We start from the raw sequence: 20,010 nt of genomic DNA, 5'->3' as shown, positions 1-20,010 counted from the left end.
CGATCCCGCTTGGCTCCACCACTACTGCTTCTGAAGTAAGAGCTTAGAAATGAGCATTCCATCGCTGCGATGGTGAATGTTGATTTCTAGTCTTTGACTGGTTCGTTCTTTAAAAATTTGGGTATGTGATAGAAAGATAGACTGATGGCCACTTTCACTGGTGGTGATCAGGCTAAGGTAAAATTTGTGAGTTCTCTTAGTTGAGAAATTCGAATTTTCGGCGAATGTCGTCTTCACAGTATAACCAGATTGCTTGGGGTTATATGGTCAAGTGAAGAAGCGCATACGGTGGATGCCTTGGCAGTCAGAGGCGATGAAAGACGTGGTAGCCTGCGAAAAGCTTCGGGGAGTCGGCAAACAGACTTTGATCCGGAGATGTCTGAATGGGGGAACCCAGCCATCATAAGATGGTTATCTTGTACTGAATACATAGGTGCAAGAGGCGAACCAGGGGAACTGAAACATCTAAGTACCCTGAGGAAAAGAAATCAACCGAGATTCCCTTAGTAGTGGCGAGCGAACGGGGACTAGCCCTTAAGTGGCTTTGAGATTAGCGGAACGCTCTGGAAAGTGCGGCCATAGTGGGTGATAGCCCTGTACGCGAAAGTCTCTTAGTCATGAAATCGAGTAGGACGGAGCACGAGAAACTTTGTCTGAATATGGGGGGACCATCCTCCAAGGCTAAATACTACTGACTGACCGATAGTGAACTAGTACCGTGAGGGAAAGGCGAAAAGAACCCCGGAGAGGGGAGTGAAATAGATCCTGAAACCGTATGCGTACAAGCAGTGGGAGCAGACTTTGTTCTGTGACTGCGTACCTTTTGTATAATGGGTCAGCGACTTATTTTCAGTGGCGAGCTTAACCGAATAGGGGAGGCGTAGCGAAAGCGAGTCTTAATAGGGCGTCTAGTCGCTGGGAATAGACCCGAAACCGGGCGATCTATCCATGGGCAGGTTGAAGGTTAGGTAACACTGACTGGAGGACCGAACCGACTACCGTTGAAAAGTTAGCGGATGACCTGTGGATCGGAGTGAAAGGCTAATCAAGCTCGGAGATAGCTGGTTCTCCTCGAAAGCTATTTAGGTAGCGCCTCATGTATCACTGTAGGGGGTAGAGCACTGTTTCGGCTAGGGGGTCATCCCGACTTACCAAACCGATGCAAACTCCGAATACCTACAAGTGCCGAGCATGGGAGACACACGGCGGGTGCTAACGTCCGTCGTGAAAAGGGAAACAACCCAGACCGTCAGCTAAGGTCCCAAAGTTATGGTTAAGTGGGAAACGATGTGGGAAGGCTTAGACAGCTAGGAGGTTGGCTTAGAAGCAGCCACCCTTTAAAGAAAGCGTAATAGCTCACTAGTCGAGTCGGCCTGCGCGGAAGATGTAACGGGGCTCAAACCATACACCGAAGCTACGGGTATCACGTAAGTGATGCGGTAGAGGAGCGTTCTGTAAGCCTGTGAAGGTGAGTTGAGAAGCTTGCTGGAGGTATCAGAAGTGCGAATGCTGACATGAGTAACGACAATGGGTGTGAAAAACACCCACGCCGAAAGACCAAGGTTTCCTGCGCAACGTTAATCGACGCAGGGTTAGTCGGTCCCTAAGGCGAGGCTGAAAAGCGTAGTCGATGGAAAACAGGTTAATATTCCTGTACTTCTGGTTATTGCGATGGAGGGACGGAGAAGGCTAGGCCAGCTTGGCGTTGGTTGTCCAAGTTTAAGGTGGTAGGCTGAGATCTTAGGTAAATCCGGGATCTTAAGGCCGAGAGCTGATGACGAGTTGCCTTTAGGCGACGAAGTGGTTGATGCCATGCTTCCAAGAAAAGCTTCTAAGCTTCAGATAACCAGGAACCGTACCCCAAACCGACACAGGTGGTTGGGTAGAGAATACCAAGGCGCTTGAGAGAACTCGGGTGAAGGAACTAGGCAAAATGGCACCGTAACTTCGGGAGAAGGTGCGCCGGTGAGGGTGAAGCACTTGCTGCGTAAGCCCACGCCGGTCGAAGATACCAGGCCGCTGCGACTGTTTATTAAAAACACAGCACTCTGCAAACACGAAAGTGGACGTATAGGGTGTGACGCCTGCCCGGTGCCGGAAGGTTAATTGATGGGGTTAGCTAACGCGAAGCTCTTGATCGAAGCCCCGGTAAACGGCGGCCGTAACTATAACGGTCCTAAGGTAGCGAAATTCCTTGTCGGGTAAGTTCCGACCTGCACGAATGGCGTAACGATGGCGGCGCTGTCTCCACCCGAGACTCAGTGAAATTGAAATCGCTGTGAAGATGCAGTGTATCCGCGGCTAGACGGAAAGACCCCGTGAACCTTTACTATAGCTTTGCACTGGACTTTGAATTTGCTTGTGTAGGATAGGTGGGAGGCTTTGAAGCGTGGACGCCAGTTCGCGTGGAGCCATCCTTGAAATACCACCCTGGCAACTTTGAGGTTCTAACTCAGGTCCGTTATCCGGATCGAGGACAGTGTATGGTGGGTAGTTTGACTGGGGCGGTCTCCTCCTAAAGAGTAACGGAGGAGTACGAAGGTGCGCTCAGACCGGTCGGAAATCGGTCGTAGAGTATAAAGGCAAAAGCGCGCTTGACTGCGAGACAGACACGTCGAGCAGGTACGAAAGTAGGTCTTAGTGATCCGGTGGTTCTGTATGGAAGGGCCATCGCTCAACGGATAAAAGGTACTCCGGGGATAACAGGCTGATACCGCCCAAGAGTTCATATCGACGGCGGTGTTTGGCACCTCGATGTCGGCTCATCACATCCTGGGGCTGAAGCCGGTCCCAAGGGTATGGCTGTTCGCCATTTAAAGTGGTACGCGAGCTGGGTTTAGAACGTCGTGAGACAGTTCGGTCCCTATCTGCCGTGGACGTTTGAGATTTGAGAGGGGCTGCTCCTAGTACGAGAGGACCGGAGTGGACGAACCTCTGGTGTTCCGGTTGTCACGCCAGTGGCATTGCCGGGTAGCTATGTTCGGGAAAGATAACCGCTGAAAGCATCTAAGCGGGAAACTTGCCTCAAGATGAGATCTCACTGGAACCTTGAGTTCCCTGAAGGGCCGTCGAAGACTACGACGTTGATAGGTTGGGTGTGTAAGCGCTGTGAGGCGTTGAGCTAACCAATACTAATTGCCCGTGAGGCTTGACCATATAACACCCAAGCAATTTGAGTCGAAAGGCCAGATTGCGGTGTGTGAAGACGCAATGAACCGAAAGTTCGACGCTCACAAAACACCGAAAGCTGTCACATACCCAATTTGCTGAAGCGAGGCCCTCTGGCCACGACTCAGTACCCGAATTTCTTGACGACCATAGAGCGTTGGAACCACCTGATCCCATCCCGAACTCAGAAGTGAAACGATGCATCGCCGATGGTAGTGTGGGGTTTCCCCATGTGAGAGTAGGTCATCGTCAAGATTAAATTCCGAAACCCCAATTGCGAAAGCAGTTGGGGTTTTGTTTTGCCCGCAGGAAAGTGGTCCGACCGCCGTTACTGCAACCATTGGGGAAATCCCTCTGAAATGACCGCTCCGTTTTTGGTATGGTGCAGCTCGTTTTTTAACGGACTGATGTCACGCCCAAGGATCGGCGCTCATTTTTTGTCAAAGAGTGGCTGCAGAAATGCCCGAACCCATCCCTATCAAGGATCACGAAAAAGAGACGCGATTGGTCAACAAACGCCTGATCGCCTGTGCCTTGTTCGTCTTCGCTGTCAGTTGCGCCCTGGTTGTGCGCCTGTACATCCTGCAAGTCGTCGAGTTCGACTACCACTCGACTATCTCCGAAAACAACCGCGTCCATGTCCTGCCGATCCCGCCGACACGCGGCTTGATTTACGATCGCAACGGCGTATTGCTGGCCGACAACCGTCCCAGCTACAACCTGACCATCACCCGCGAACGCGCGACCGACGTCAACCAGGAGCTGGATGAAGTCATTAGCCTCCTGCACCTGCCCGCTGAAGACCGCACAGTCTTCGACAAGGCCATGAAGCAGTCGCGTCACCCGTTTACACCCGTAACGCTGTTCTATGAACTGACCGAAGAACAGATCGCCGTGCTGGCAGTCAACGAGTTCCGCTTGCCCGGCCTGGATGTCGAGCCGCAATTCGTTCGTAACTACCCGCTGGGCGCACACTTCGCACACTCGATCGGCTACGTCGGCCGCATCAACGAGAAAGAATCCAAGACTCTCGATTCCGTCGAATACCGCGGCACCCAATCCATCGGCAAGACCGGTATCGAACGCTTCTACGAGCCACAGCTGCACGGCCACGTCGGATACGAGGAAGTAGAAACCAATGCTCAGGGCCGCGTCCTGCGCGTGCTAAAACACACCGATCCGGTACCCGGCAAAAACATCGTCCTGAGCCTCGACGTCAAACTCCAGGAAGCCGCCGAAGCCGCACTCGGCGACCGTCGCGGCTCGGTCGTTGCACTAGACCCATCGACCGGTGAAGTGCTGGCCATGGTCAGCAACCCCAGCTTCGACCCCAACTTGTTCGTGACCGGTATCAGTTCCAAGGAATATTCCGCGCTGCGCGACTCAATCGACCGCCCGTTGTTTAACCGCGTACTGCGCGGCCTGTATGCACCCGGTTCGACGATCAAGCCGGAAGTGGCCATCGCTGGCCTCGACGCTGGTGTCGTCACGCCACAAACCCGGGTTTTCGATCCTGGCTACTACCAACTACCGGACTTCGACCACAAGTACCGCAACTGGAACCATAGCGGCGATGGCTGGGTGGACATGGACGCAGCGATCATGCGTTCCAACGACACCTACTTCTACGATCTGGCGCACAAGCTCGGCATCGATCGCTTGCACGATTACATGGCGATGTTCGGCCTCGGCGAGAAAGTCTCACTCGACATGTTCGAGGAATCTCCCGGCCTGATGCCGTCCCAGGCCTGGAAGCGCGCCACGCGCCGGCAGGCCTGGTTCCCCGGCGAAACAGTGATCCTCGGCATCGGTCAGGGCTACATGCAGGTCACGCCGCTGCAACTGGCTCAAGCCACCGCACTGATTGCCAACAAGGGCATCTGGAACCGTCCGCACCTGGCCAAGACTGTCGACGGTGTAGCGCCGGTGGACGAACACCCGATGCCGAACATCCTGCTCAAGGATCCGCGTGACTGGGAGCAGGTCAACCACGGCATGCAGATGGTGATGCACGATGCCCGAGGCATCGCACGTGCGGCAGCGGCCGGTGCGCAATACCGGATCGCCGGCAAGAGTGGTACGGCGCAGGTGGTGGCGATCAAGCAGGGCGAGCGCTACAACCGTGAGAAAACCCTCGAGCGCCATCGTGACAACGCGTTGTTCGTCGGTTTCGCCCCGGCCGAGCATCCGAAGATCGCCATCTCGGTGATGATCGAAAACGGCGAAGCCGGTGGCCGAGTCGCAGGTCCTGTGGTGCGGCAGATCATGGACGCCTGGCTACTCGATCAGGACGGTCATCTCAAGCCGCAATACGCGGCGCCGACCAAGGCGCCGGGCGATCCCCACGTTTAACCCGCCACAGCTTCACAGCACAGGCTCACGCAAGCTGAGCATGTGCTGGAAGCTGTCGAGGAACACCGTTTCAGCCTGGGTCATCTTCTGTTCGCGATTCCACAGCAGCTGAATATCGAAATCCACCACCCCATCCTCCGGCGGCAAGCGCCACAGCAGACCCTGTTCGACATCCCGCCGTACAAGGTGAGTCGGCAGACAGCCAATCCCGAACCCCGCACAGATCAGACGATAAATCTCTTCGAAACTGGTGGAGGAGGCGACGATCTTGCCGGTAAACCCCTGTTGGTCACGAAACAGCGTCAACGGTGAAAGATTGCCGCCGAGCTGATCGCTGGTGAAGCTGACAAAGTTCTCCGCCGCCAGTTGCTCCAGCGTCAGATTCTGCTGCCCGAACAGTCGATGCCGCTGCCCGCAAAAGTATGCGTAGCGCTCTCGGAACAGCACTCGTTGCTCCAGCCGAGGCTGTGGCAGGCGACATAATCCCACTCCCACCGTAGCGGTCTTTTGCAGCAATGAACTGATGATGTTCGAGCTGCCCATCACCTCGACTTCCAGCTCGATTTTCGGGTGAGTTTCGTGGAAGTCCGCAAGGAACTCATCGTAATGCCGCGCCTGCACGCCACTGACGGTGAGGATGCGGATCTTGCCCACCACGTCGTCATGACGGTTCTCGACCACGGTGCCCAAACGGGAAATATCGCCGTAGATATCCGCCGCAATCCGCAGAACTTCCTCCCCGGTTACCGTCAGATCAAAGCGCCGTCCGCTGCGGGCAATCAACACACAATCCAGTTGCTCTTCGAGACGTTTCAACGCCTGACTGACCGCCGATTGGGTGATGTGCAGTCGGGCAGCGGCGCGACTCATGCTGCCTTCCTGCCCGATTACCAGATACGTGCGCAGCAGGTTCCAGTCCAGCCGGTCATTGAGAAAACGCCGGCGGACCCAGGGATTGGCGGAAGAAGTCATGTAGTAGGCACGCTAATAGTAAAGATAAGTTTTTGAAAATTGACTAATCCTGTCACGGAAGCGATAAAGCCCACAAGCGCCACAGAGCGCGACCGTCAGCCGCCTCGACACCTGCCCAAAACTATAAATACACAGGGTTCTTGCATGCATACCACCGCTCAGCCGCGTCGCGCCGCGGCCGCTGCCTTCATTGGCACGACCATCGAGTTCTACGATTTCTACATCTACGCCACCGCTGCTGCACTGGTGCTCGGGCAGGTGTTCTTTCCCAGCAGTGACCCGGTGACCAGCACGCTCGCCGCGTTCGGCAGTTTCGCCGTCGGCTTCATCGCCCGCCCGATGGCCGGCATGGTGTTCGGCCATTTGGGTGATCGTCTCGGCCGCAAGAAAATGCTGCTGGTGACCATGGCGCTGATGGGCCTGGCCACGGCGGGTATCGGTCTGTTGCCAAGCTATGCCAGCGTCGGCATCTGGGCGCCGATCGGGTTGATCGTGTTGCGCCTGATCCAGGGCATCTCCGTCGGCGGCGAGTGGGGCGGGGCAGTGTTGATGGCCAGTGAGCACGCGCCGGCCAAGCGCAAGACCTTCTACGCCTCGTTCGCCCAGCTCGGCAGCCCGGCGGGTTTGCTGCTGGCGTTGATCGCGTTCCGCCTGGTGACGTCGCTGTCACCGGAAGACTTCCTTGCCTGGGGCTGGCGTCTGCCGTTCCTCGCCAGCGGAGTGCTGATGATGGTCGGTCTGATGATCCGCTCCGGTGTGCATGAATCGCCGGAATTCGCCAAGGCCAAGGACAACAACGAGACAGCGAAGTACCCGGTGAAAGACGTGATCCGTCAGTGCTGGCGGCAGATCCTGTTTGCCGCCGCCGTCACCATCGGTTCGGCCGGATTCTTCTTCACCAACACCTTCATGATCACCTACGTCACCCAATATCAGGGCATCCCGCGTTCGACCATTCTCGACTGCCTGTTTCTGGTGACCGTCATTCAACTGCTATCGCAACCGGTATCGGCATTGCTCGCCGAACGCATTGGCGAAGGGCGATTCCTGATGCTGGTGGCGTTGCTGTGCATGGTCACGCCGTACCCGATGTTCCTGCTGGTCGGCACTCAAAACATTCTGTTGATGACCCTCGGCATCGCCGTCGCGGTGGTGATTCTCTCGGCCTTATATGCGGTGATCGCCGGGTACATGACCCAGGCCTTCCCGGTGCACCTGCGTTACTCGGGCATTTCCATCGCTTACCAACTGAGCTGCGCATTGGCCGGCGGCACCACGCCGCTGATCGGCACGCTGTTGGCCAGCAAGTTTTCCGGACAGTGGCTGCCATTGGCGGTGTTCTTCACGCTGCTGTCGGCCCTGTCGCTGATCGGTGTCTGTGGCCTCGCGCGTCTGCGGGCCAACCCGGTCGTCCTTCATACCAACAAAGAGGTGTACTCGTGAGTAAGCCCGCCCACATTGATCCGATCGAATGGCAAGCCCGTTGCGACCTCGCCGCGCTGTACCGCTTGATCGCGCACTTTCGCATGACCGACCTGATCGACACCCACATCACCCTGCGGATTCCGGGGCCTGAGCATCATTTCCTGATCAACCGCTATGGCGTGCTCTTCGACCGCATGCGCGCCTCCGATCTGGTGCGCATCGATCAGGACGGGCGCATCGTCGACCCGGAATACGCCGGGCATCGGGTCAACGCCGCCGGCTTCGTGATCCACTCGGCGATCCACATGGCACGCCCGGATCTGAACTGCGTGATCCATACCCACACCGCTGCCGGCATGGCCGTCGCTGCACAGAAACAAGGCCTGCTGCCGATCAGTCAGCACGCGCTGAAGTTCTACGGAAAACTCGCTTACCACACCTACGAAGGCATCGCCTTGTCGCTGGACGAGCGCGATCGGTTGATCGCCGACCTCGGTCCACACCGGGCGATGATCCTGCGCAATCACGGCCTGCTGGTCGGTGGTTCAAGCGTGGCTCAGGCATTCCAGGAAATCCACTTTCTGGAGCGTGCCTGCCAGGCCCAAGTGCAGGCGCTGGCCGGCGGTTGCGAGCTGCATTTCCCGTCGCCGGAAGTCTGCGCCCACACCGCCGAGCAGTTCGACCGTGATGAGCAGGACAACATCATCGACCTGGCCTGGGAGGCCGCACTGACCCTGATCGAATCCCAGCGCGAGTCCTATCTGTCATGAACACCGTTGCACTGATGTCCCGCGACACGCTGTTGCTCAAACAATTGCAGGAAGCCTTTGCCCGCCGCGCGCCGCAGCTTTCGGCGGTGCTGGCCGACGATCCCCGGGCAGTGAATGCGCAGATCGCAGCGTGCTGGTTTCCGCTGCCGGACAGCCTCGCCGCGTTGCCCAATCTACAAGTGATTCACTCGGTCGCTGCCGGTATCGATCATCTTGAACACGATCCCTCGTGCCCGGATCTGCCGGTGTGCCGCGTGGTCGATCCCGGTCATCGCCAAGGCATGACCGAGTATGTGCGTTGGGCGGTGATTCACTATCATCGCGGCTTCGATCAAGTGCTCGAGCAACAGCGCCAACAGCATTGGGAGCGACCGCTGCAACGCCCGGCCCATGAGTTTCGTATCGGTGTGATGGGGCTCGGCTCGCTCGGCAGCTCGATTGCCCAAGACCTGGCCAACTCTGGTTACGACGTGCGGGGTTGGGCGCGCAGCAGCAAGGATTTACCCGGCGTGCAGACCTTCGCCGGTTGCGAAGCTTTCAACCCGTTCCTCGACGGCGTCGAGTTGCTGATCAACCTGTTGCCGCTCACCCACGAGACTCGCGGCATCCTCAATCGCCAGACCTTCGAACGGCTGGCTAACGGTGCGGCACTGGTCAACGTCGGGCGCGGCGGTCACCTGAACATCGAGGATCTGCAACAGGCGCTGGCCCGTGGAAGATTGCGCGGGGCGCTGCTCGATGTCTTCGAACAGGAACCGCTCCCCGCCGATCATTCGCTGTGGAAAACCCCGGGCGTGACCATCACCCCGCACATGGCTTCGGCGGCTTCCCACGATTGCATCGCCGAACAGATCGCCGAAAATTTCCGCCGATTGAATGCCGGTGAGCCTTTGCTCAACAGCGCGGATCGACTGCTCGGTTACTGATCCGCCAGACAGGCCTGCAAGCGTTCGATGAACAGCGTCTCGGCGCGGCTCATGCGCTGCTCGCGGTTCCACAACAGATGAATGTCGACATCGGCAATCCCCTCGTGGGGCGGCAGGCGCCAGAGCAATCCGGCGTCGACGTCCGCCGCCACCACGTGCTCCGGCAAACAGCCGATGCCGAACCCGGCGATCACCAGTCGCCGCACTTCTTCCAGGCTCGGCGATGACGCGACGATGCGTCCGCTGAAGCCCTGTTGATCGCGAAAAATCGTCAGCGGCGAGAGCATTCCGCCAATCTGGTCACTGGTGAAACTGACGAAGTTCTCCCGCTGCAAGTCGCCTTCACCAACGTCCTGCCGGCCAAACAGTGCATGGTGCTTGCCACAGAAAAACGCATAGCGCTGACGCAGAAACAGACGCTGTTCCAGACGCGGTTGCGGGCGGCGATTGAGGCTCAGGCCAAGGGTCGCGGTTTTCTCCTGGAGGGCGCTGACGATGTCCGAACTGCGCATCACGTCGACCTCCAGATCGACTCGTGGATACAGCCTATGGAAGTCGGCGAGGAAGTCATCGAAGCGATCGGAAAAGATCCGGCTGATGATCAGCAGTCGCACTTTGCCGATCACTTCGTCGGCCGGTTGCTCCAGCAGGCTGCTGACCTGAGACATCTGCCCGTAGATCTCGCCGGCCAGTTCGAAGATCTGCTCGCCGACTTCGGTAAGGGCAAAGCGCGGGCCGCGTCGGGCAATCAACTGGCGACCCAATTGCTCCTCCAGACGCTTGAGCGCCTGGCTCACCGCCGGTTGAGTCAGGTGCAGACGCGCGGCGGCGCGGCTGATGCTCAGCTCCTGGCCGATCACCCGGAAGGTGCGCAAAAGGTTCCAGTCGAGGCGGTCGTTGAGCAGGCGTTGCACATCACGTTCGGCCATGGCGACTCTCGATTATAAGATGAGGTAATAATCGGAATAATAAATAGAAAATTGACTAATCATAGCCCCGGGACGATAAATCACCCCACGACAGGCGCCGCCAGAGCGCCTCGGATTTAGCGTTTTCCTCCTGCCAAAAAAACAATCAAAGGAGCCCGACCCCATGAAGCCCCACGCTTCGAACCAGCCGCGCCGTGCGGCGGCCGCAGCCTTCATCGGCACCATGATCGAGTGGTACGACTTTTACATCTACGCCACCGCCGCCGCGCTGGTGTTCGGCGCGCTGTTCTTTCCCTCCGACGATCCGCTGTTCAGCACCATGGCCGCATTCGGCACCTTCGCGGTGGGCTTCTTTGCCCGGCCGTTGGGCGGGATCATTTTCGGTCATATCGGTGACCGCATCGGCCGCAAGAAATCGCTGATCATCACGCTGTTGATGATGGGCGTGGTCACGGTGTGCATCGGTCTGTTGCCGACCTACGCGCAGATCGGCGCAACCGCACCGGTGCTGCTGATTCTGTTGCGCATCGTCCAGGGCATCGCCGTGGGTGGCGAGTGGGGTGGGGCGGTGTTGATGGCCGGCGAGCATGCGCCGAAGGGCCGGCGCAATTTCTTCGCTTCGTTCGCGCAACTGGGCAGCCCGGCGGGTTTGATTTTGTCGCTGCTGGCGTTCAGTGCGGTCACCCGTTTGCCGGAAGAAGACCTGATGAGTTGGGGCTGGCGTCTGCCGTTCCTCGCCAGTGCGCTGTTGCTGCTGGTGGGCCTGGCGATTCGTCTGGGCGTGAACGAGTCACCGGAATTCCTCGCCAGCCGCGAGCAGGCCAGCAAGCAGATCAAGAAAGAACAGGCGCCGGTGATGGAAGTCCTGCGCACCGCGTGGCGTCCGCTGTTGCTGTGCATCGGTGCCAACACGCTGGGCATCGCCGGGGTGTATTTCACCAACACCTTCATGATCGCCTACACCACTCAGCAACTGGCACTGCCGCGTTCGCTGATTCTCGAATGCCTGTTCTTCGTCGCGATCATCCAGTTCTGCATTCAGCCGCTGGCCGCGTGGACGGCGGAGAAGATCGGCGCGACGCGTTTCCTGTGTCTGGTGTCGCTGCTGGCGATGGTCTCGCCGTACCCGATGTTCGTGTTGGTCAGTTCGGCCCAGGCGCCGCTGATCATCCTCGGCATCGCGCTGGCGGTGGTGTGCATGGCCTCGTTCTACGCGGTGATTGCCGGGTACGTCAGCGGCATGTTCGAGACCCGCGTGCGCTACACCGCGATCTCGCTGGCCTATCAGATTTGCGGTGCGGTGGCCGGTGGGCTGACGCCGCTGATCGGCACGATGCTGGCGCACAAATTCACCGGGCAATGGTGGCCGATGGCGGTGTTCTACAGCCTGATCGCCGGCATTTCGCTGATCTGCGTGCTGTCCCTCGCCCGTCGTCACGCCAGCGCCCATCGCGCGGAAATGGCCCGTGCCTAACCCGGAATTTCAGGAGAACCTCATGTTGAAAATCAATGGCGAACGCCTGTGGGCGAGCCTGATGGCCATGGCCGAAATCGGTGCGACAGCCCGGGGCGGCAGCTGCCGTCTGGCATTGAGCGACGAAGACAAGGCCGGTCGCGAACTGTTCGCCCACTGGTGCCGCGAAGCCGGCATGACCCTGAGCGTGGACGCCATCGGCAACCTGTTCGCCCGTCGCGCCGGCACCGATCCGGACGCCGCGCCAGTGATGATGGGCAGCCACCTTGACACCCAGCCCGAAGGCGGGCGTTTCGATGGCGTCTACGGTGTGCTCGCCGGGCTGGAAGTGGTGCGTTGCCTCAACGATCTGAACATCCAGACCCGCAAACCGCTGGAAGTGGCGGTGTGGACCAACGAAGAAGGCGCACGCTTCACCCCGGCCATGTTCGGCTCGGCGGTGTTCACCGGGATCATGGAGCTGAACGCCGCTCTGGCGGTGCGTGATGTCGATGGCATCAGCGTCGCAGAAGCTTTGCAGCGTACCGGTTACGCCGGTGATCGCCCGTTGGGCGGCGCGGTGGATGCGTATTTTGAAGCGCACATCGAGCAAGGCCCGATCCTTGAAGACAACGCCAAAAGCATCGGCGTGGTCACGGGCGGTCAGGCGATCCGCTGGCTCGACGTGCGCGTGGAAGGCATGGCCGCCCACGCCGGCACCACGCCGATGCCGCTGCGCAAAGATGCGCTGTACGGTGTGGCGCGGATGATTCAGGCGATTGAAGGCCTGGCCACGGATTTTGCCCCCGAAGGCCTGACCACCGTCGGCGAGTTGAGCATCAACAAATCCTCGCGCAACACCATTCCGGGGCTGGTGAATTTCACCGTCGATCTGCGTCATCACCGCGACGACGCCATTGCCGCCATGGAACAACAGGTCCGCGCCCGCTTGCAGGCGATCGCCGACGGCCGAGGCCTGAACCTGACGATCACCCCGCACTGGATCAGCCCGGCCACGCCGTTCGACGCCGAATGTGTGGCGGCCGTGCAAGAGGCGGTGGATGCGCTGGGCTACGCTCAGCAGTCGATTGTCAGCGGCGCCGGCCATGACGCGATTCACCTCGCGCGTTACTGCCCGACGGCGATGGTGTTCATCCCGTGCGTTGGCGGCCTGAGCCACAACGAAGCCGAAGACGTGTTGCCCGAAGACGTGAAGCAGGGCACCGATGTATTGCTCAACGCCGTGCTGGCCCGCGCCGGTCGAATCGAACAGGGAACCTGAACCATGCGCAGTTTTTTCCACCCCGAACAATTGCTCCACCATCCACGCAGCTATTACTCGCGCGGGCAGATGCGTACGCCGCAGGAAGTGCCCGAGCGTGCGCAACGTCTGGTGCAAGCCGCCCATGGCTTGGGCTTCAGTGTCGAGCAACCCGCCGATGCCGGCCTCGCACCGTTGCTGGCGGTGCATGGCGCGCCGTATCTGACCTTTCTTCAGGAAGCGCACGCACGCTGGAAAGAAATCCCCGAAGACTGGGGCGATGAAGTCATGTCGAACATCTTCGTCCGCGAACCCAATGCATTGCGCGGCATCCTCGCCCAGGCGGCGCGCTATCTGGCGGACGGCAGTTGCCCGGTGGGCGAGCAGACCTGGCGCTCGGCCTACTGGTCGGCGCAAAGCGCAGTGGCTGGCGCTCAGGCACTGATCGACGGTGAGCCGGCGGCCTACGCCTTGTGCCGTCCGCCGGGGCATCATGCCCGGGCCGAAGCGGCGGGCGGTTTCTGCTATGTGAACAACGCGGCGGTGGCGGCGCAGGTGCTGCGCGATAAGTTCGATAAAGTCGCGGTGCTCGACACCGACATGCACCACGGTCAGGGCATCCAGGAGATTTTCTACGACCGCGATGACGTGCTCTACGTCTCGGTGCATGGCGATCCGACCAACTTCTATCCGGGCGTCGCCGGGTTTGCTGACGAGCGCGGCAGCGGCGCGGGGGAGGGCTTCAACCTCAATCTGCCGATGGCCCATGGTTCAAGCGAAGCGGATTTCCTTGGGCAACTGGAAGTCGCTTTGGCTGCCGTGCGCGAGTTCGGCGCCGAGGTGCTGGTGCTGTCGTTGGGCTTCGATATCTATGAGCTGGATCCGCAAAGCAAAGTTGCCGTGACCCGTGAAGGCTTTGCGGTGCTGGGCGAGCGGATCCGCAGCCTGGGCCTGCCATGCCTGATCGTGCAGGAGGGCGGTTATCACCTGGAAAGTCTCGAAGACAACGCCCGGGCGTTTTTCGTGAATGGCGAGGTGTGGCAGCACTGAGGCAATCCACCTGACGAAGCGCCCTGTGGTGCTTGCCATCGCCCTGACGTTAACGTAAACATTGGCGTCAGGGCGCTGATGTAAAAAAGCGCAAAGCGGACCGCTCCGGAGCGCTTGATGACTCTTATAAAAACAACCGATCCCAAGTCTCACCACGAAGCCCGGCTGGCCCGGGAAAAACTCCATCTCGAAGGGCAGATCCCGGATGGCGTGTTGCGTGCGGAGATCGATGCTTCGTGGCGGCGCAGCCTGAGCCACGGCGTGCATTTCAATGGCAAACATGAGTTGGCGCTGGAGTCGAGCGCCAGTCTCGATGTGTTGCTGGCGAGCAATCGCCTGCTGATCGATGCGGCGATACCGGCTATCGATTACCTGGCCGAACGTCAGGGCAAGGAAGGCCTGATCATCCTCGCCAATTCCGACGCCACCATCCTTGCGGTCGAGGGACGTGCCGACCGGCTCAAGGGCAGCGGTCTGCAGGACATCACCCTCGGCGCCTGCTGGAGCGAAGCCGCTCGTGGTACCAACGCCCTCGGCACGGCGTTGGTCGAAGCGCGGCCCACCCTTATTGATTGCGGCGAACACTACCTCGACCGCCTCACCGATTTTTCCTGCACCTCGGTGCCGATTCATTGCCCTCAGGGCGAAATTCTTGGCGTCCTCGACCTGACCCGCGAAGGCCCGCTCGGCCGCGTCCACGACAGCACCGCGCTGCTGAGCATGGCGGTCAGCCAGATCGAGAGCCGGGTGTTCAACAACAGCTTTCCCGATCAAATCGTCCTCGCCTTCCACAGTCGCCGCCAGTATCTCGAATCGCCATGGCAAGGCCTGCTCGCGGTCAGTCTCGGCGGGCAGATTCTGGCGGTCAGCGCCCAGGCCTGTCAGTTGCTGCGGGCCGAACGTTCGGCGCTGGTCGGGCGGCGTTGCGAAGAATTCCTCGGGGTCGATGGCGTGCAACTACTGACTCGCCTGCAACAGGGCGGCGTCGGCAGTGTGCAGACCGCCAAGGGTGAATTTTTCTACAAGACCCTGCGAGCCCCGGCGCGTTCGGTCAACCTCGGCGGCCCGCCGCGCAGCGTGGCGAAAACCGCCAAGGCACAGCCGGATCTGGAAGCACTGGCCGGCAACAACGCTCGCTACGCCCGAGCCCTGCGCATGGCTCGCCAAGGTCTGGCCAATGAATTGCCGGTGCTGTTGCTCGGCGAAACCGGCACCGGTAAAGAAGTGATCGCCCGTGCCCTGCACCTGGCCGGCAGCCGCAGCGACAAACCGTTCGTGGCCGTGAACTGCGCGGCAATTCCCGAAGGCCTGATCGAGTCGGAACTGTTCGGCTACCGCGAAGGCGCATTCACCGGATCGCGCCGGGGCGGCATGATCGGGCGCCTGCAACAGGCCCACGGCGGCACCTTGTTCCTCGATGAAATCGGCGACATGCCGCTGGCCTTGCAGGCGCGTTTGCTGCGCGTTTTGCAGGATCGTAAGGTCGCGCCGCTGGGTGCCGGGGAAGAGCAGGACATCGACGTCGCGCTGATCTGCGCCACCCACCGCGACCTCAAGCGTCAGGTCGAAGACAAGCAATTTCGCGAGGACCTGTTCTACCGGGTCAACGGCATCAGCGTGATGCTCCCGGCCCTGCGCGAGCGCGATGATTTCAGCGCGCTGGTCACTCGGCTGCTGGGCAAACTCGACGCACCGAACGCGGTGCTGCACGACGACCTCAATCGCCTGCTTGGCGCCTATCACTGGCCGGGCAACATCCGCCAACTGGAAATGGTGCTGCGAACCGCGCTGGCCATGCGCGAACCCGGTGAAACGGTGCTGACCCTCGATCACCTGCCCGACAGCATGCTCGACGAACTGTCCGTCACCGAGAAACCCCAGACCGGCAGCATTCGCGAGAACGAACTGGAGATGATCCGCCAGTCCCTCGACACCCATCAGGGCAACGTTTCGGCCGCCGCCGACGCCCTCGGCATCAGCCGCGCGACTCTGTACCGCAAACTCAAACAGTTGCGCTCGTGATGCAGCGCCTGTTCGTGCGGCTGATCGACAGCCAGAATCCCGCCGCGCTGCAAGCGGCGTTGCGCTGGCTGTACGGTTTCGTGCGGCCGCAGCGGTTGGCGATTGCCGGCCTGCTCGGTCTGTCGGTGTGCGCGTCGCTGCTGGTGCTGGTGCAGCCGTGGCTGATCAAACTGCTGATCGACGACGGCTTGCTGGCGCGCAACTTTCCGATGCTGGTACTGATCGCGGTGTTGATGATCATCGCGGGACTGCTCGGCACGGCGTTGTCGGGGATCAACCGCTATCTGCACACGCGCCTTTCCGGGCGGATTCTGTTTGCCCTGCGCGATGACCTTTACCGGCATTTGCAGAAGCTCTCGCCGAGCTTCTACGGCCAGCGGCGGATCGGCGATCTGATGTCGCGGCTCGACGGCGATGTGGCGGAGATTCAGCGCTTCGCCGTGGACTCGTTGTTCTCGGCGGTATCGAGCGTGATCGGCCTGGTGGTGGCGATCGAAATGTTGTTCACGCTGTCTTGGAAACTCTCGTTGCTGGCGCTGGTGCTGATCCCGCTCGATGTGCTGTGGCTGCGCTGGATGCGGCGCAAGGTCGAGCGCAATGTGCGGCAGTTGCGCGAGCGTTCGGCGGACATGTCGTCGTTCATGGTCGAGACCTTGCCGGTGATGAAATTCATCCAGTCCGCCGGCCAGCAACAGCGTGAAGCGCGGCGTCTGGAAAGCCTCGGGCAAGGCTACATGAACCAGTTACTGCGCCTGCAAGTCACCGAGTTTTTTACCCAGGCCGTGCCCGGCACATTGACCTCGCTGTCCCGCGCCTGTGCGTTTTTGATCGGCGGTTATTGGGTGGTGCAGGGCACCTGGCAACTCGGTGCGCTGATCGCGTTTTCCACCTATTTGGGGATGGCGGTCGGGCCGGTGCAAAGCCTGTTGGGTTTGTACGTGGCGATCCAGCGCATGACCGTCAGCCTCGGTCGGGTCATGGAGTTGCGTGGCGAAGAACCCACGGTGTTTTCACCGATCACGCCGAAACCGTTTCCCACTTCGGGCGAGCTGCGTTTCGACGCGGTGCACTTCAGCCATCCGGGTCGTCCGAGCACGTTGAGCGGCATCGAGGCGACGATTCCCTACGGTTTGAAAGTCGCCTTGAGCGGCGGCTCCGGCGTTGGCAAATCGACGCTGATCGACCTGCTGCAACGGCATCACGATCCGCAGTCCGGGCGGGTGCTGCTCGGCGAAGTGGATTTGCGCGAACTGGAACTGTTCGAGTTGCGCCGACGGATCGCCGTGGTCAGTCAGGACATCGTGCTGTTTCGCGGCAGTCTCGCCGACAACCTGGCTTACGCGGTGCCGGACGCCAGCCGCGAAGCCATCGCCGAAGTCGCGCGGCTGGCGCAACTTGACAGCCTGATCGTGTCGTTACCCGAAGGTCTCGACAGCCCATTGGGCGAGCGCGGTCAGCAGTTGTCCGGCGGACAGAAACAGCGGATCGCGATTGCCCGGGCGCTGTTGCAGGATCCGCTGATTCTGGTGCTCGACGAGGCTACATCGGCCGTCGACGAAACTACCGAGCGCGAGGTGATCGAGGCCATCGACCGCTTGTTTGCCGGGCGCACACGGATCCTCATCAGCCATCGTCCGTCGACTCTGGCCGATGCCGATCTGCGTTTCGAATTGCTCGACGGTGTGCTGATTTCGAAAACGGTGCTGCATGAAGCCTGAGTTGCGGATTGGTGTGGTCGACAGCGGACACTCCGCAGCGCAACGGGTGCAGGTGATTGCCGGGCGGCGATTCTCGTTGCTGGAGGATGGTCTGGCTGAATCCGATTTGCGCGACGATCCCCTCGGGCATGGCAGCGCGGTGATCGAAGCGATCAGTCGTCGGGCACCCGCCGCACAGATTTGCGTGGCGCAGGTATTCGATCAGCGCGGCGTTACCAGTGCATTGCAGATCGCCTCGGCCATCGACTGGCTGGTGGCGCAGGACGTGCGGCTGATCAATCTGAGCCTGGGCCTGCGCCAGGATCGCAGCCTGTTGCGCGAAGCCTGCGCGGCGGCGGTGGCCCGTGGAGTGTTGCTGTGTGCGTCGAGCCCGGCACAGGGCGCGGCGGTGTTTCCGGCGAGTTATCCGCAGGTGCTGCGGGTGACCGGCGATGCCCGTTGCACCGATGAGCAATGGTCATGGCTCGATAGTGCGCAGGCGGATTTTGCCGCGTGTGTTCGTGGCACTTATCCGGGGCAGTCCGGGGCCAGTCTGGGGTGTGCAGCGTTGAGCGGGCATATTGCCGGTTATCTGCTGGAGCATCCGCAGGCGAGCAATGCCGAAGTTATCGACTGGCTGAAACAGCACGCTCGTTATCGTGGTCCTGAACGGCGTTTCGGCCCATGACTGCGAGCCTGATTCTCGGTGCCGGTCCGGCCGGTGCAGTGGTTGCATTGGGGCTGCGACGACTGGGTTACCCCGTGACGCTGGTCAGCGAATGGCGGCGGTTTGCGGCGCTCGAAGGCGTCTCGCAACGGGTGCTGGAGGCGTTGCGCGGTGCCGGGTTGAATCATGCTTTGACGAACGCCACGTTGCCGTCCCAAAGGCAGGTTTCGTGGAACGGTCAGCAGCATGCGCAGAACATCGAGTTTCTGCTGGATCGCCCTACCTTTGATCGCGGTTTGCGGGAAGATCTGCGGGTGGCCGGAGTTGAGGTGATTGAAGGGCGGATTTTGAATGTTCAGTCCTCGGCCGACGGCCATCAGGTAGAACTTGATGGCGGGCAGAGGCTGACGGCAGATTTTCTGGTGGAAGCCCGTGGGCGACAGGCGCCAGCGTCGGGCAAAGGTCTGCGCGGGCCGGAGACGGTCAGCCTGCTCAATCGCTGGCAAGGCACGCCGGGTGTGACTGCCAGTGCCGTGGAAAGCCTCGAGGACGGTTGGGCGTGGATGGCTCGACGGGACGATGGTCAGTGTTATTGGCAGTGGACAGTGGATGTGGCCAGCGCCCAATTGCCGGGCAAGGCGCAGTTGCTCGATTACTGCCGCGCGCGACGTCTGGCCTCGGATTTTACTCAATCCTTCTTCGCCGGCGGGCAGGAATTGGAGTTGCAACTGCACGCTCGCAGCAGCACCGCGATCCTTGCCCCGAAGGTCTGTGGCGAAAACTGGATTCGTGTCGGCGATGCAGCGATGGCAGTGGACCCGCTGTCGGGCAACGGGATCTTTCAGTCGCTGTCCTCGGCGTTGCAGGCGCCGGTGGTGATCAACACGCTGTTGCGTAAACCTGAGCGGGCGGCGCTGGCGCAACGTTTTCACCGGCAACGTGTGGAGCAGTTGTTCCTGCGCTTTGCGCGGATCGGTCGGGACTTTTATGCCGATGAACGGCGCTGGCTCGATCGGCCGTTCTGGCAGGCGCGGCGACAGTGGCCGGACGCTGAAGTGGCCCATGCTGCGGTGGATTTTTCCGCGTTGCGGATCGAACGAATGCCGGTGTTGCGTGACGGGTTTGTCGATGAAGCCGAGGTGGTGATCACGGCGGATCAACCGCTGGGGATCTGGCATGTGCAAGGTGTCGAGCTGGCTCCGCTGGTGCGGCGCTTGCGCGATGAACCGGCGGATCAGGTGTTGGCGGGATTGACGCTTGAGCAGGGGCGAGACGTTCGCGGGTGGCTGTTGGCCCAGGGTTTCAAACCCTGAGCCGT

The 20,010-nt window shown here is 60.3% G+C and carries 13 protein-coding genes, 1 tRNA gene and 2 rRNA genes (1 of these 16 cut by a window edge); 14 read left to right on the top strand and 2 right to left on the bottom strand.

Features of this window, described 5'->3' with window-relative positions:
- From ABFB52_RS20330 to mrdA, 4 genes are all read left to right on the top strand, one after another.
- A tRNA-Ala gene (locus ABFB52_RS20330) sits at positions 1 to 21 on the top strand (it extends 55 nt beyond the left edge of the window).
- Between the two features lie 244 nt (positions 22 to 265).
- Positions 266 to 3,156, top strand: a 23S ribosomal RNA gene (locus ABFB52_RS20325).
- A gap of 151 nt (positions 3,157 to 3,307) precedes the next feature.
- Positions 3,308 to 3,423, top strand: a 5S ribosomal RNA gene (gene rrf, locus ABFB52_RS20320).
- A 204-nt stretch (positions 3,424 to 3,627) separates the two neighbouring features.
- Positions 3,628 to 5,520, top strand: coding sequence for a penicillin-binding protein 2 (gene mrdA / locus ABFB52_RS20315; protein WP_085748317.1), 1,893 nt, complete (start codon positions 3,628 to 3,630; stop codon positions 5,518 to 5,520).
- Between the two features lie 12 nt (positions 5,521 to 5,532).
- Here mrdA and ABFB52_RS20310 read toward each other — a convergent pair whose 3' ends face one another.
- A complete protein-coding gene (locus ABFB52_RS20310) occupies positions 5,533 to 6,492 on the bottom strand; it encodes a LysR family transcriptional regulator (protein WP_129973203.1) in 960 nt (319 codons plus the stop codon).
- A 144-nt stretch (positions 6,493 to 6,636) separates the two neighbouring features.
- On the opposite strand from ABFB52_RS20310, the gene ABFB52_RS20305 reads away from it, so the two are divergent.
- Genes ABFB52_RS20305 through ABFB52_RS20295 form a run of 3 tightly spaced genes read left to right on the top strand, consistent with a single transcriptional unit; the run spans position 6,637 to position 9,613 of the window.
- Positions 6,637 to 7,935, top strand: a complete 1,299-nt coding sequence (locus tag ABFB52_RS20305; protein WP_129973204.1) for an MFS transporter — start codon at positions 6,637 to 6,639, stop codon at positions 7,933 to 7,935.
- Complete coding sequence (locus tag ABFB52_RS20300) at positions 7,932 to 8,687, top strand: class II aldolase/adducin family protein (protein ID WP_129973205.1); 756 nt, start codon at positions 7,932 to 7,934, stop codon at positions 8,685 to 8,687. The genes ABFB52_RS20305 and ABFB52_RS20300 overlap by 4 nt, the downstream gene beginning before the upstream one ends.
- Complete coding sequence (locus tag ABFB52_RS20295; protein ID WP_129973206.1) at positions 8,684 to 9,613, top strand: glyoxylate/hydroxypyruvate reductase A; 930 nt, start codon at positions 8,684 to 8,686, stop codon at positions 9,611 to 9,613. Before ABFB52_RS20300 ends, ABFB52_RS20295 begins: the two co-directional genes overlap by 4 nt.
- On the opposite strand, the gene ABFB52_RS20290 is transcribed toward ABFB52_RS20295, so the two are convergent.
- Complete coding sequence (locus ABFB52_RS20290; RefSeq protein WP_129973207.1) at positions 9,607 to 10,542, bottom strand: LysR family transcriptional regulator; 936 nt, start codon at positions 10,540 to 10,542, stop codon at positions 9,607 to 9,609. The two genes, ABFB52_RS20295 and ABFB52_RS20290, sit on opposite strands and share 7 nt — an antisense overlap.
- 163 nt (positions 10,543 to 10,705) lie before the next feature.
- On the opposite strand from ABFB52_RS20290, the gene ABFB52_RS20285 reads away from it, so the two are divergent.
- From ABFB52_RS20285 to ABFB52_RS20255, 7 genes are all read left to right on the top strand, one after another.
- The gene (locus tag ABFB52_RS20285; RefSeq protein ID WP_129973208.1) at positions 10,706 to 12,016 is read left to right on the top strand and encodes an MFS transporter; all 1,311 of its coding nucleotides are present in this window, start codon (positions 10,706 to 10,708) and stop codon (positions 12,014 to 12,016) included.
- 22 nt (positions 12,017 to 12,038) lie between these two features.
- Positions 12,039 to 13,277 carry a Zn-dependent hydrolase gene (locus ABFB52_RS20280; protein WP_129973209.1) on the top strand — a complete coding sequence of 413 codons (1,239 nt, stop codon included), beginning with the start codon at positions 12,039 to 12,041 and terminating at the stop codon, positions 13,275 to 13,277.
- A 3-nt stretch (positions 13,278 to 13,280) separates the two neighbouring features.
- Positions 13,281 to 14,306 (top strand): histone deacetylase family protein, encoded by a 1,026-nt coding sequence (locus tag ABFB52_RS20275; RefSeq protein WP_129973210.1) that lies wholly within the window; start codon positions 13,281 to 13,283, stop codon positions 14,304 to 14,306.
- Between the two features lie 117 nt (positions 14,307 to 14,423).
- The gene (locus ABFB52_RS20270) at positions 14,424 to 16,328 is read left to right on the top strand and encodes a sigma-54-dependent Fis family transcriptional regulator (RefSeq protein ID WP_129973211.1); all 1,905 of its coding nucleotides are present in this window, start codon (positions 14,424 to 14,426) and stop codon (positions 16,326 to 16,328) included.
- Complete coding sequence (locus ABFB52_RS20265; RefSeq protein ID WP_129973212.1) at positions 16,328 to 18,046, top strand: ABC transporter ATP-binding protein; 1,719 nt, start codon at positions 16,328 to 16,330, stop codon at positions 18,044 to 18,046. Before ABFB52_RS20270 ends, ABFB52_RS20265 begins: the two co-directional genes overlap by 1 nt.
- Positions 18,036 to 18,713, top strand: a complete 678-nt coding sequence (locus ABFB52_RS20260; RefSeq protein ID WP_129973213.1) for a S8 family serine peptidase — start codon at positions 18,036 to 18,038, stop codon at positions 18,711 to 18,713. The genes ABFB52_RS20265 and ABFB52_RS20260 overlap by 11 nt, the downstream gene beginning before the upstream one ends.
- Positions 18,710 to 20,005: a tryptophan 7-halogenase gene (locus ABFB52_RS20255; RefSeq protein ID WP_129973214.1), complete on the top strand. Its 1,296-nt coding sequence runs from the start codon at positions 18,710 to 18,712 to the stop codon at positions 20,003 to 20,005. Before ABFB52_RS20260 ends, ABFB52_RS20255 begins: the two co-directional genes overlap by 4 nt.
- Positions 20,006 to 20,010 lie beyond the last annotated feature (5 nt).

It is taken from the genome of Pseudomonas sp. 9.2(2024) (assembly GCF_039695385.1).
GTDB lineage: Bacteria > Pseudomonadota > Gammaproteobacteria > Pseudomonadales > Pseudomonadaceae > Aquipseudomonas > Aquipseudomonas paraglycinae.
The sequence above is the reverse complement of the archived record's forward strand: the minus strand, read 5'-3'. Positions and strand labels throughout refer to the sequence as shown.